The organism is Ensifer sesbaniae, from assembly GCF_013283665.1.
GTDB classification, from domain to species: Bacteria; Pseudomonadota; Alphaproteobacteria; order Rhizobiales; family Rhizobiaceae; genus Ensifer; species Ensifer sesbaniae.
Map to the genome: position 1 here is coordinate 498,748 of NZ_JABEKU010000001.1, position 13,389 is coordinate 512,136.

Here is a 13,389-nt window from a genome sequence, read left to right on the forward strand (position 1 = left end):
TTGCAGTGCCGCGTTTTCGATGCGCAGTGGGTGCAGCAATGCGCCGGAGAGGATTTCGGGTCTTGAACGGAATTGCGGTGCTACTTCCTTGCCTCGGCGTAAGCGCCCGGCGAGAGCCCGTATTTGCTGACGAAGATGCGAGTCATGTGGCTCTGGTCGGCGAAGCCGGCGGCGAATGCCGCCTCTGACAACGGCATGCCTTCGCCGATCAGGCGGCGGGCGAGATCGATGCGGCGCTGGACGATATAGGCATGCGGCGTCAGGCCGACCGATTTCGCGAAGTTGCGTACCAGTTGGAAGCGGCTGAGCCTTGCCTCAGCGGCGAGGTCGGCAAGGGTGATCGCGGCCGTCGGATCATCGTCGATCATCATCTTTGCGGCAGTGACGGCTGCCGGTCTTTCGAGGCGCCGTGTCCTGCCGGCGGCAAGAACGCTTGCAAGCAGCAACAGAAGTCGTTCCTCGTGCCGGATCGCCTCGTCCTGTGACGTGGGGTCTGTGATCGCCGCGAAGAGCGCCCGGAACTGGTTTGCCGCGTCCACATCCCTGAAGGCGGGTGAGGCGAACTCGCCGGCATCCGGGCGGCCCTGGCCGATATCCTCGGCGGCGGCGGAGATGACGGCGGGATCGAAATAAAGCATGCGCCAGGAGCGCCCGGCGTCGCCGATCGGCGTGCCATCATGCACCTCGCCGGGATTGACGGTGATCATGTCGCCGACGCCTGCCTCGACCATGCCGCGGCCGCTGAGCGATTTCTGGGCACCCTGGTAGATGAGGCCGATGCCGAACTGGTCATGGGTATGGCGGGCGAAGGATTGGCGCGATTGCGCCTCGACCGCGTCTATGCCCGCGGTCGCGCTGTGCAGCATCCTGAACTGACCCTTTGCCATCCGTGCGCCGACCCCTTTGCTCCTAGTCTTCTACATCGTCCAGGCGCATCCCGCTATCGTCCTGGCCTTGCCAATTCAATTGGCAAATTGAGTAAATTTTATTCAGAATAAAAGATTGTCAAAATATTAGGCAAATCCTGTTGCGAAAGTTGCTGCGCTGCATCATGATAAGCCATGACGCATCGGGATCTCACCATTCTCGTGATCGACGAGAACGCCATCCGCGCCTCGATCATCGAGGAGGGGCTGCATGAGGCCGGCCATCGCAAGGTCACGGTGATCCATGAGGTCCAGGGCATGGTCCGCACCATTGAGACGTTGAGGCCTGATGTCATCGTCATCGATATCGAAAACCCCAACCGCGACATGATGGAGCATCTGTTCCAGCTTACCCGCACGGTCGGGCGCCCGATCGCCATGTTCGTCGATCGCTCCGATACAGCCTCGATCGAGGCGGCGGTGGAGGCGGGCGTCTCGGCCTATGTGGTTGACGGACTGAAGAAGGAGCGCGTCAAGCCGATCCTCGACATGGCCGTCAGCCGCTTCAACGCCTTCAGCCGGCTGCAGCGTGAGCTGGCCGATGCGAAATCAGCCCTCGAAGAACGCAAGGTCATCGAGCGGGCCAAGGGCATCCTGATGAAGATGCGCGGGCTTTCCGAGGATGAGGCCTTCGCGCTGCTGCGCCAGACGGCGATGAACGAGAAGAAGAAGATATCGGAGATCGCGCAAAGCGTGGTGACGGCCGCAGGCCTGCTGATGTGAGAGCGCGGTTTCCGATGCTGTCGGAAGGAGACACCGGAGTGAACGTCATGACGACCATCGACAATTCGCGACCCGGCGCGGCGATGGGCGAGGGGTTGCCCGCGCCGGTGAGAATGGGTGGCGAGGGGGCACGAACGATCCGCGCCGGCTTCATTCCGCTGGTCGATGCCGCCGTGCTGATCGCAGCGGCAGAGCTCGGCTTCGCTCGCAAGGAGGGGCTGACGCTCGATCTCGTCAAGGATGTCTCCTGGGCCAATGTGCGCGACCGTCTCGCCTTTCGTCAGTTCGATATCGCCCACATGCTCTCGCCGATGCCGGTCGCGGCCATGCTCGGCCTCGGCTCCAATCCCTCGCCGACGATCGCGCCTTTCTCGCTCGGGCGCGGCGGCAATGCGATCACGCTTTCCAACCGGCTCTTCCAGCGCATGCAGGAGGAGGGTGATCCCGGCGAGGTAGAGAGCGCGCTCGCCCATGCACGTGCGCTTGCTGCCGTGCTCAGCCGAATGCGCAACGGCGGCGAGCCGGCGCCAAGGCTCGGCGTCACCCATCCCTTCTCCTCGCACAATTACGAGGTCCGTTACTGGCTGGCGGCAGGCGGCATCGATCCGGATCGCGATGTCAAGCTCGTAGTCGTGCCGCCACCGCTGACGTCAGACGCGCTGGCCGCCGGCGCGATCGACGGGTTCTGCGTCGGCGCGCCCTGGAACATGGTGGCTTCCGAGCGTGGCCTCGGGCGCATCGTCGCCGCCAAGCAGGACATCTGGCCTTCGGCGCCGGAAAAGGTGATCGGCATGCGGCCGGAGTGGGCGGAGAGCAACGCCGAGACCGTATCGCGCCTGCTCCTGGCGCTCGATCAAGCGGCGCGCTGGTGCGACGAGCCTGCCAATCGCGGCACCCTTGCCGAACTGCTCGCCGCTCCTCGTTACGTCGGTGCCCCGGTCGAAATCATCCGCCGGGTTCTCGCCGGCGAGTTCACCATCGATGCGGCCGGCAACAGGCGCGTGATTGACGACTATTTCGTCTTCCATCGCGAGCACGCCAACTATCCCCGTCCTGGCCAGGCGCTCTGGCTCTACAGCCAGATGGTGCGCTGGGGGCAGGCGCGATTGTCGCCCGAGATGCAGGCGCTGGCCGCTGCCGCCTATCGCCCCGACCTCTATCGCCAGGCTCTTGGCAAGGCAGCCATTCCCGCCGACACCGCTATTCGTATAGAAGGCGACAGGCCGGGCGACCGCTTCATGGACGGGCACGTCTTCGATCCCGCGGATATCGAGGCCTATGTCCGCTCTTTCCCCGTTCGCGCTTCCATGGCGGGCGTTTCCGTCGAGCAGGAGAGCTGAGGATGACGCACCATGTTTGTGCAGAGTCCGGATGCGAAATATGTGCGCCGCACAATAATTCAGCAGATTCTACAATAGGCGAATTTATAGGCTTAGTGTCCGCCATCGGAAATTATAGTTTGAATTCAAGTATCTAAAGGTCACGCCGGCGAACTGGCACGGCCTTTGCTTTTCTAGAAATGCTTCGGTCAACGGCGATCGAAGCGAGCTCAAACGCCAGATCGCGTTTGCCGAAGACACCGACGTCGCAAGGTTTTGTTCCCGAGGATTCCTCCCGATCCCGGACGCAAGCACCGAGCGGCGTTTTTTTATGTCCGATTATCCGGCCAGCAGAGGAACCTGCGCATGACCAAGTTTTCGACCGGCGGCCTGACCCGCCGCAGCCTGCTGAAGACCACGGCAACCGCCGCCTTGTTCGGCGCGGTCAAGTCGGCCTTCCCATCCGGCGCCTTCGCGCAAAGCTCTGGGCCGGAAACCACCAAGGCCGTGCTCGGCTTCATCGCGCTCACCGACTCGGCGCCGCTGATCATCGCCAAGGAAAAGGGGCTCTTCGACAAATACGGCATGACCGAGGTCGAGGTGGTCAAGCAGGCCTCCTGGGGCACGACGCGCGACAACCTGGTGCTGGGCTCCGCCGGCTCCGGCATCGACGGCGCCCACATCCTGACGCCGATGCCCTATCTGATCTCGACCGGCAAGGTCACCCAGAACAACCAGCCGCTGCCGATGGCGATCCTCGCCCGCCTCAATCTCGATGCGCAAGCGATCTCGGTCGGCCAGGCCTATGCCGATCTCAAGGTTGGCCTCGATGCATCCGCGCTCAAGGAGGCCTTCGCCAAGAAGAAGGCCGAAGGTGCCGCCGCCAAGGTGGCGATGACCTTTCCCGGCGGCACCCATGATCTCTGGATCCGCTACTGGCTCGCCGCCGGCGGCATCGATCCGGATACAGACGTCGAAACCATCGTCGTGCCGCCGCCGCAGATGGTTGCCAACATGAAGGTCGGCACCATGGACTGTTTCTGCGTCGGCGAGCCCTGGAACGAGCAGCTCGTCAATCAGAAGATCGGTTACACCGCCGTCAACACCGCCGAGATCTGGAACGAGCATCCGGAGAAGTCCTTCGCCATGCGCGCCGACTGGGTGGAGAAGAACCCGCGCGCCGCCAAGGCGCTCACCATGGCCATCCAGGAAGCGGCGCAATGGTGCGACGACATGGCCAACAAGGACGAGCTTGCGAAAATCGTCGGCAAGCGCAGCTGGTTCAACGTGCCGGCGAAGGACATCGTCGACCGTCTCAAGGGCGAATACGACTACGGCAATGGCAAGGTCGTCGAAGCGAGCCCGCATTTCATGAAGTTCTGGCGCGATCACGCCTCCTATCCGTTCCAGAGCCACGATGCCTGGTTCCTCACCGAGAACATCCGCTGGGGCAAGTTCGCGCCCGATACCGACATCAAGGCGCTCGTCTCCAAGGTCAACCGTGAGGATATCTGGCGCGACGCCGCCAAGGATCTGGGCGTCACCGACGTGCCGGCGTCCACATCGCGCGGCGTCGAAAAGTTCTTCGACGGCAAGGTCTTCGATCCCGCGGATCCAGCCGCCTACCTCAAGAGCCTTTCGATCTCGCGCGTCGCCTGACCATTGCGATGGTCGCGGCCAGTACCTCGCGACCATCCGTTCCGAATTCCAAGGAGAACGGCATGACCGTCACCAATCTCAAACTCAAGCAGGACGCTATGCCTCGGCCAGCCGCGCGCGTCATCGCGTTCACCCGCTCGGCCAGGGTCGGTAGCGGCCGGCCGCTCACTGCGAGACTCGTTGCCGCTGCCACCAACATCGTGCCGCTTCTCGTCACGCTGGCGCTGATCCTCGTCGCCTGGCAGATAGCCTGTTCGGCGCCTGATTCCAGCCTGCCGTCGCCGACGCGCGTGCTGGAGGAAAGCTGGGAGCTGATCGCCCATCCCTTTTATGTCGGCCAGGGTGTCGACCAGGGGCTCTTCTGGCACATCGCGGCGAGCCTGCAGCGTGTCGCAATCGGCTATGCGCTCGCGGCGGTCGTCGGCATCGCGCTCGGTGCGCTGGTCGGCCAGAGCCAGCTTGCCATGCGCGGGCTCGATCCGATCTTCCAGGTGTTGCGCACCGTACCGCCGCTGGCCTGGCTGCCTTTGTCGCTGGCCGCCTTCCAGGATGGCAACCCGTCGGCGATCTTCGTAATCTTCATCACTGCCATCTGGCCGATCATCATCAACACCGCCGTCGGCATTCGCAACATCCCGCAGGACTACCAGAACGTCGCCAAGGTGCTGCGCCTCAACGCCCTTGAGTACTTCGCCAAGATCATGCTGCCGGCTGCCGCCCCCTACATCTTCACCGGTCTGCGCATCGGTATCGGCCTTTCGTGGCTCGCGATCGTCGCGGCCGAAATGCTGATCGGCGGCGTCGGGATCGGCTTCTTCATCTGGGACGCCTGGAACTCCTCGCTGATCAGCGACATCATCGTCGCGCTCATCTATGTCGGCATCGTCGGCTTCCTGCTCGATCGCCTCATCGCCCTCGTCGGCCGCATCGTCACCCGCGGCACTGCAACCGCCTGAGAGAGGGGAAAGCCATGACCAAGAGCTATCTTTCGCTGGAACTGATCGACAAGAGCTTCGAGCGCGGCGGTACCCGCACCGAGGTGCTGAAGCAGGTCTCGCTGTCGGTCGATAAGGGCGAGTTCATCTCGATCATCGGCCATTCCGGTTGCGGCAAGTCGACCCTGCTCAACATCGTTGCCGGCCTGACTCAGGCGACGACAGGTGTCGTGCTGCTCGACGGCCGTGTCGCCGACGAGCCGGGACCAGACCGCGCCGTCGTCTTCCAGAACCATTCGCTGCTGCCCTGGCTGACGGTCTACGAGAACGTCCGCCTCGGCGTCGACAAGGTCTTCTCGGCAACGAAGAGCAAGGCCGAGCGCCACGACTGGACAATGCGCAATCTGGAACTGGTGCAGATGGCGCATGCGGCCGAGAAGCGCCCTTCCGAAATCTCCGGCGGCATGAAGCAGCGCGTCGGCATCGCCCGCGCGCTCGCAATGGAGCCGAAGGTGCTGCTGCTCGACGAGCCCTTCGGCGCGCTCGACGCGCTGACGCGGGCGCATCTGCAGGATCAGGTGATGCAGATTCATGCCGAACTCGGCAACACCGTGCTGATGATCACCCACGACGTCGACGAGGCGGTGCTGCTTTCCGACCGCATCGTCATGATGACCAACGGCCCTTCGGCCCGCATCGGTGAAATCCTCGACGTACCGCTCGCCCGTCCGCGCCGGCGCATCGAGCTTGCCGGCGACCGAACCTACCTCAAATGCCGCGAAGCCGTGCTCAAGTTCCTCTATGAGCGCCACCGCTTCGTCGAAGCTGCGGAGTGATCCCATGGCCGACCAAACCACCGAGAAGCTCGTGATCATCGGCAACGGCATGGCGCCGGGCCGCATGCTCGAAGAACTCTTCGAAAAGGCGCCGGGCCGCTATGCGGTGACGATCTTCAACGCCGAGCCGCGCGTCAATTATGATCGCATCATGCTGTCGCCGGTGCTGTCGGGCGAAAAAGCCTATGAGGATATCGTCATCCACGGCGACGCCTGGTACGAGACCCACGGCGTGACCCTGCACAAGGGCGCGAAGGTCAGCCAGATCGACCGGGCGGCCCGCACCGTCACTTCGGAAAACGGCATCACCGTCGGCTACGACAAGCTGGTGATCGCCACCGGCTCCAGCCCGTTCATCATCCCCGTTCCCGGACATGATCTGCCAGGCGTGCTGGCCTATCGCGATCTCGACGACGTCGAGAAGATGCTGGATGCCAGCCGCAAGGGTGGCCGCGCCATCGTCATCGGTGCCGGCCTGCTCGGCCTCGAGGCCGCCTACGGCCTCAAGCGCCAGGGTATGGACGTCACCGTCATCCACCTGATGCCGACGATCATGGAGCGCCAGCTCGATCCGGCGGCCGCCTATCTGCTCGAAAAGGCGCTGACCGAACGCGGCATCGACATCATCACCAAGGCCAACACCAAGCGCATCATCGGCGAAGGCAAGGTCGAAGGCATCGAACTCGAGGACGGCCGGATCATCGAAGGCACGGTCGTCGTCATGGCGGTCGGCATTCGTCCGGCCTCCGGTCTCGCCAAGGAGGCCGGGATCGCCGTCAACCGCGGCATCGTCGTCGACGACGGCATGATGACCTCCGACGCCTCGATCTACGCGCTCGGCGAATGCGCCGAACATCGCGGCACGTGCTATGGCCTCGTGGCCCCGCTCTACGAGAGCGCCAAGGTGCTTGCCGATCGACTGGCCGGCGGCGAGGCGGAATATCACGGCTCGGTCACCAACACGAAGCTGAAGGTCACTGGCATCAATCTCTTCTCGGCCGGCGACTTCGCCGACGGCGAGGGGCGCGAGGAGATCGTGCTGCGCGATGCCACGGCCGGCGTCTACAAGCGCCTGGTCCTCAAGGACAACCGTATCATCGGCGCAGTGCTCTATGGCGAGACGGCAGACGGTTCGTGGTTCTTCGACCTGATGAAGCGAGCGACCGACATTTCCGCCATGCGCGAAACCCTGATCTTCGGCCAGGCCTATCAGGGAGGGTCTCCGCTGGACCCTATGGCGGCCGTTGCAGCCTTGCCGGATGATGCGGAGATCTGCGGCTGCAACGGCGTCTGCAAGGGCAAGATCGTCCAGACGATCGGGGCGAAGGGCCTGACCTCGCTCGACGACGTGCGCGCCCATACCAAGGCGTCCGCCTCCTGCGGCTCCTGCACCGGCCTCGTCGAGCAATTGATGTCGCTGACGCTGGGCGACAGCTACAATCCGGCCGCCGTCCAGCCGATGTGCACCTGCACCGAACTCGGCCATGACGACGTGCGCCGGCTGATCAAGGCCAAGGGCCTGAAGACCATTCCCGCGGTCATGCAGGAACTGGAATGGAAGACCTCTTGCGGTTGCGCCAAATGCCGTCCGGCGCTCAACTACTACCTTGTCTGCGATTGGCCGGACGAATATGCCGACGATTACCAGTCGCGTTTCATCAACGAGCGCGTCCACGCCAATATCCAGAAGGACGGCACCTATTCGGTCGTGCCGCGCATGTGGGGCGGCGTCACCAATGCGCAGGAATTGCGTGCGATTGCCGACGTCGTCGACAAGTTCGAGATCCCTCTGGTCAAGGTGACCGGCGGCCAGCGCATCGATCTGCTCGGCATCGAGAAGGAAGACTTGCCGGCGGTCTGGGCCGATCTCGGCAAGGCCGGCTTCGTCTCCGGCCAAGCCTATGCCAAGGGGCTGCGCACGGTGAAGACCTGCGTCGGCTCCGACTGGTGCCGCTTCGGCACCCAGGATTCGACCGGCCTCGGCATCCGCATCGAAAAGTTCATGTGGGGTTCCTGGACGCCGGCCAAGCTGAAGATGGCGGTCTCCGGCTGTCCACGCAACTGCGCGGAAGCCACCTGCAAGGACATCGGCGTCGTCTGCGTCGACTCCGGCTTCGAAATCCATTTCGCCGGCGCGGCCGGGCTCGACATCAAGGGCACCGAAGTCTTGGGCCTCGTGAAGACGGAGGACGAGGCGCTGGAGCATATCGTGGCGCTGACGCAGATGTATCGCGAACAGGCGCGCTACCTCGAGCGTATCTACAAATGGGCGAAACGCGTCGGCCTCGACGAAATCCGCCGTCAGATCATCGGCGATGCCGAGAAGCGCAAGGCCTATTTCGATCGCTTCGTCTTCAGCCAGAAATTCGCCCAGGTCGACCCCTGGTCGGAGCGCGTCTCCGGCAAGGACAAACACGAGTTCCGGCCGATGGCGACGGTCGGGTTTTCTGAAGCTGCGGAGTGAGGTGATGGACATGAACTGGCATCCGATCGGCGACATATCCGACATTCCGCTGAGGGGCGCGCGCTGCGTGAAGACGCCCCAGGGCAAGATCGCCGTGTTCCGTACCGCCGAAAACGACGTCTTCGCCATCGAGGATCATTGCCCGCACAAGGGCGGGCCGCTGTCGCAGGGCATCGTCCACGGCGCGGCGGTGACCTGCCCCTTGCACAATTGGGTGATCTCGCTCGAAACCGGCAAGGCGCTTGGGGCGGACGAGGGCGCGGTGCGCACGATCCCCGTGCGCATCGACGGTGGCGCGCTCTACATCGCGCTCGAAAGCCTGCTGGTCGCGGCGGAATAGCCATGGAGCGGGAGGTCAAGACCACCTGTCCCTATTGCGGCGTCGGCTGCGGCGTAATCGCAACGGTCACCGATAATGGCGCCGTCGCCGTCCGCGGCGACGCCGATCATCCCGCCAACTTCGGCAGGCTCTGCTCCAAGGGCTCGGCGCTGGCCGAGACCCTGGACCTCGACGGCCGGCTGCTGCATCCGGAGATCGGCGGCAAGCAGACCGGCTGGGACGAGGCGCTCGATCTCGTCGCCGCGCGTTTCGCCCAGGCGATCGCCGAACACGGGCCGGACTCGGTCGCCTTCTATGTCTCCGGGCAGTTGCTGACCGAAGACTACTACGTCGCCAACAAGCTGATGAAAGGCTTCATCGGCTCGGCCAATATCGACACCAATTCGCGGCTCTGCATGTCCTCGTCCGTTGCCGGCCATCGCCGAGCCTTCGGCTCGGATACCGTGCCCGGCTGCTACGAGGACCTGGAACTCGCCGATCTCGTGGTGCTCACCGGCTCCAATCTCGCCTGGTGTCACCCGGTGCTCTATCAGCGCCTCGCCGCCGCCAAGGCGGCGCGACCCGAGATGCGCGTGGTGGTGATCGATCCGCGCCGCACGATGACCGCCGATATCGCCGACCTGCATCTGGCAATCCGGCCGGATGGCGATGTCGCGCTGTTCAACGCGCTCTTCGCCCATCTGGCGGCAAGCCCTGCTGTCGACCAATCCTACATCGCCACCCACACCAGCGGCTTTGCCGAAGCCGTCGCCGCAGCGGGTGCATTCGACCAGGCCGCTCTTGTGCAGGCGACGGGGCTCGAAATCTCGGAAATCACCGCCTTCTTTCGCCTGTTCGAGACGATGGAAAAGGTCGTCACCTGCTACAGCCAGGGCGTCAACCAGTCCTCCTCCGGCACCGACAAGGTCAACGCGATCATCAACTGCCATCTCGCCACCGGCCGCATCGGCCGGCCGGGCATGGGGCCGTTTTCGCTCACCGGCCAGCCCAACGCCATGGGCGGTCGCGAGGTCGGCGGCCTCGCCAACATGCTGGCTGCCCACATGGATATCGAGAAGGCGGGGCATCGCGATCAGGTGCGCCGCTTCTGGGGCGCGCCGTCGATCGCCGCCAAGCCGGGGCTGAAGGCCGTCGACATGTTTGACGCCGTCGCCGACGGTCGCATCAAGGCGATCTGGATCATGGCGACCAATCCGGTGGTTTCCATGCCGGATGCCGATGCCGTCGAGGCCGCCCTCAAGGCCTGTCCCTTCGTGGTCGTCTCCGATATGCTCCGAGAAACCGACACCACCCGCCACGCCCATGTGCTGCTGCCCTCGCTCGGCTGGGGCGAGAAGGACGGCACGGTCACCAATTCCGAGCGTCGCATCTCCCGCCAGCGTGGTTTCCTTGCGGCTCCCGGCGAAGCCCGCGCTGACTGGTGGCAGCTTGCCGAGGTAGCCCGCCGCATGGGCTTCCAGGGTGCCTTCGCCTTTACCTCGCCCGCCGAGATTTTTGCCGAGCATGCCGGCCTTTCTGGCTTCGAGAATGACGGGCGGCGTGATTTCGATATCGGCGCTCATGCTGAAATCGACGCTGCCGACTATGACGCGCTCGCGCCATTCCAATGGCCGCAACCACAGGAGAGGCCGAAGGCTGAGACCCGTTATTTTGCCGATGGCGGCTTCTTCCACGCGGATGGGCGTGCCCGCTTCGTGGCAGTGGCGAGCGCCGTGCCGGATCGCGTCAGCGAGGCCTTTCCCTTCACCTTGAATACCGGCCGCGTGCGTGACCACTGGCATACGATGACTCGCACCGGAAAGAGCGCGCGGCTTTCGGCTCATCTCGCCGAACCTTTTGTCGAGATCCATCCGCGCGACGCGATGGACCTTGGAATTGCGCCAGCCGATCTCGTCGTGCTCGAAAGCCCCCACGGTTCGGCGATCGTCCGGGCGCTCATCACCGAGCGTCAGGCGCGCGGCAATCTCTTCGTGCCCATGCACTGGAACGACCAGTTCGCCGCGAAGGCGCGCGTCGATGCCCTTGTCCCGCCGGTCACCGATCCGGTCTCCGGCCAGCCGGCCTCCAAGAACGTCGCCGTCGCGATCAGCCGCTTTTCCGCCTCGACCTATGGCTTCGCGGTCAGCGCGGCGAAACCCTCGGGTCTTGATCTCGGCTATTGGGCCGTCGCCAAGGCGAGGGGCGGTTGGCGTCTGGAACTTGCCGCGGAAGAGACGCCGGAGGATTGGGTCGCTTGGTGCCACCAGATCTTCGGTTTGCCTCAAGATATCGAGCCCATCGGCTACGCCGACGGCCCCTCTGGTCAAAGGCGGCTCGCCTTCTTCGACGGCGATCGCCTGCTGCTGGCGCTTTTTCTCGCGCCCGAGCCCGTGGCGGTCGCCCGCAACTGGGCGGTCGAGCAGCTCAGCGCCTCGCACCCAGATTTGCGCATGCGCTTCGCGCTCGTTGCTGGCCGGCCCGGTGCCGACAGGCCCGACCCGGGCGCGACCGTCTGCTCCTGCTTCAACGTCGGCGTCAACCAGATCGTCGCCGCCGTCCGTGGCGGCTGCCGCTCGGTCGAAGCGGTCGGACAGGCCGTGAGCGCCGGAACCAATTGCGGCTCCTGCCGCGCCGAAATCAGGGGGATCATCGATGGATGCCTTGCTGCCGCTGCGGAATGAAAAGCAATCGCGCGCCGAGCCGGCGCGCATGGCTGCACTCGCCAAGCTCCCGGTCTTCTGGTCGCTCGAAGGCAAGCGCGTCGTGGTGTCAGGCGGCAGCGACCCTGCGGCCTGGAAGGCGGAGCTGCTGGCCGCCTGCGGCGCCGAAGTTCATATCTATGCGCCGACGGAAGAGCTCGGTGAGGTCTGCGCGGCATTGATCAGGCAGGGTGCCGCTCATCCCTCCGGTTGCTTCGTGCATCACAATGAGGTCTGGCAAGGAGATGCCCTTGCTGGCGCGGCGCTCGCGGTCGCCGATTGCGAGAGCGAGGAGGAGGCAGAAGCCTTCTTTGAGGCGGCACAACGGGCCGGCGTGCCGGTCAACGTCATCGACAAACCCGCTTTCTGCCAGTTTCAGTTCGGTTCCATCGTCAACCGTTCGCCGGTCGTCGTGTCGATCTCGACCGATGGCGCAGCACCCATCCTCGCCCAGGCGATCCGCCGCCGTATCGAGACGCTGCTGCCGCCGGTACTGAAGGATTGGGCGGTGCTGGCGCAGACGCTGCGGGACAAGGTCAATGTGCGGCTGAAGCCCGGTGCGCCGCGCCGCGCCTTCTGGGAGCGTTTCGTCGATCTCGCTTTTCAGGCGACACCGGAGGAGGGTGTCGATACGCGACTGGTGGCGGAGATGGAGCGCCTGTCGGCGAACCATGCCGCCACCGGCCGCGTGACGCTCGTCGGCGCCGGCCCCGGCGACAGCGAGTATCTGACGTTGAAAGCCGTCCGAGCGCTGCAGGCGGCCGACGTCATCCTGTTCGACGATCTCGTTTCTAACGAGGTTCTGGAACTCGCCCGCCGCGAGGCCAAGCGCATGCTGGTCGGCAAGCGCGGCGGGCGCGAAAGCTGCCGGCAGGAGGACATCAACGACATGATGGTGGCGCTGGCGCGCGCCGGCAAACGCGTCGTTCGCCTGAAGGCCGGCGACCCCATGATCTTCGGCCGGGCCGGCGAAGAGATCGCGCGGCTGGAAGACGAGGGCATCCCGGTCGATGTCGTGCCCGGCATCACCGCCGCGAGTGCCATGGCCGCGCGTCTCGGCCTGTCGCTCACCCATCGCGACCATGCCCAGGCGGTGCGTTTCGTCACCGGCCATTCCCGCCACGGCGGCCTGCCCGCCGACATGGATTGGCGGGCTTTGGCCGACCCAAGGACCACGACGGTCTTCTACATGGGCGGACGCACCGCACCCGCCATCGCCGCGCGCCTCCAGGAGGAGGGGCTATCCGGCGAGACCCCGGTCGTCATCTCGGCCAATGTCAGCCGCGGCAACGAGCGGCGCTGGCAGGGGACCTTGCACGACCTTGCCGCCGGCATCGCCGTGATCGGCTATGATGACCCGGTGCTGATCGGCATCGGTGCCGCTTTTGGCGTCAGGCGGCTGCCGATGGTCACTGTCCGACCTGCGCCTCTTGCCGCAGGTTCGCTTGCCGGTTGAAGCTTTCCCTCACTCGGCGTTGCAATCGCCGGCCGTAGGCTTACCTTGCCGTG

Annotated in this window: 10 protein-coding genes; 9 read left to right on the plus strand and 1 reads right to left on the minus strand. The window is 64.7% G+C overall.

Going from position 1 to position 13,389, the window contains the following annotated elements:
* Positions 1 to 80 precede the first annotated feature (80 nt).
* Positions 81 to 887, minus strand: coding sequence for an AraC family transcriptional regulator (locus BHMPCIPO_RS02420; RefSeq protein WP_173515291.1), 807 nt, complete (start codon positions 885 to 887; stop codon positions 81 to 83).
* A gap of 174 nt (positions 888 to 1,061) precedes the next feature.
* Between BHMPCIPO_RS02420 and BHMPCIPO_RS02425 the strand changes: the two genes are divergently transcribed.
* From BHMPCIPO_RS02425 to cysG, 9 genes are all read left to right on the plus strand, one after another.
* Entirely contained in the window at positions 1,062 to 1,649 is a 588-nt protein-coding gene (locus tag BHMPCIPO_RS02425; protein WP_173515292.1) for an ANTAR domain-containing response regulator, read from the plus strand.
* Positions 1,650 to 1,687: 38 nt separating this feature from the next.
* Positions 1,688 to 2,989 (plus strand): CmpA/NrtA family ABC transporter substrate-binding protein, encoded by a 1,302-nt coding sequence (locus BHMPCIPO_RS02430; protein WP_376741614.1) that lies wholly within the window; start codon positions 1,688 to 1,690, stop codon positions 2,987 to 2,989.
* A 345-nt stretch (positions 2,990 to 3,334) separates the two neighbouring features.
* Entirely contained in the window at positions 3,335 to 4,627 is a 1,293-nt protein-coding gene (locus BHMPCIPO_RS02435) for a CmpA/NrtA family ABC transporter substrate-binding protein (protein WP_173515293.1), read from the plus strand.
* A 62-nt stretch (positions 4,628 to 4,689) separates the two neighbouring features.
* Entirely contained in the window at positions 4,690 to 5,583 is an 894-nt protein-coding gene (ntrB, locus tag BHMPCIPO_RS02440; RefSeq protein ID WP_173515294.1) for a nitrate ABC transporter permease, read from the plus strand.
* 14 nt (positions 5,584 to 5,597) lie between these two features.
* Positions 5,598 to 6,398: an ABC transporter ATP-binding protein gene (locus BHMPCIPO_RS02445; protein ID WP_173515295.1), complete on the plus strand. Its 801-nt coding sequence runs from the start codon at positions 5,598 to 5,600 to the stop codon at positions 6,396 to 6,398.
* Between the two features lie 4 nt (positions 6,399 to 6,402).
* Entirely contained in the window at positions 6,403 to 8,862 is a 2,460-nt protein-coding gene (gene nirB / locus BHMPCIPO_RS02450) for a nitrite reductase large subunit NirB (protein WP_173515296.1), read from the plus strand.
* 4 nt (positions 8,863 to 8,866) lie between these two features.
* Positions 8,867 to 9,202 carry a nitrite reductase small subunit NirD gene (gene nirD, locus BHMPCIPO_RS02455; protein ID WP_173515297.1) on the plus strand — a complete coding sequence of 112 codons (336 nt, stop codon included), beginning with the start codon at positions 8,867 to 8,869 and terminating at the stop codon, positions 9,200 to 9,202.
* Between the two features lie 2 nt (positions 9,203 to 9,204).
* Positions 9,205 to 11,862, plus strand: a complete 2,658-nt coding sequence (locus tag BHMPCIPO_RS02460) for a nitrate reductase (protein ID WP_173515298.1) — start codon at positions 9,205 to 9,207, stop codon at positions 11,860 to 11,862.
* Positions 11,834 to 13,336 (plus strand): siroheme synthase CysG, encoded by a 1,503-nt coding sequence (gene cysG, locus BHMPCIPO_RS02465; protein ID WP_173515299.1) that lies wholly within the window; start codon positions 11,834 to 11,836, stop codon positions 13,334 to 13,336. The genes BHMPCIPO_RS02460 and cysG overlap by 29 nt, the downstream gene beginning before the upstream one ends.
* Positions 13,337 to 13,389 lie beyond the last annotated feature (53 nt).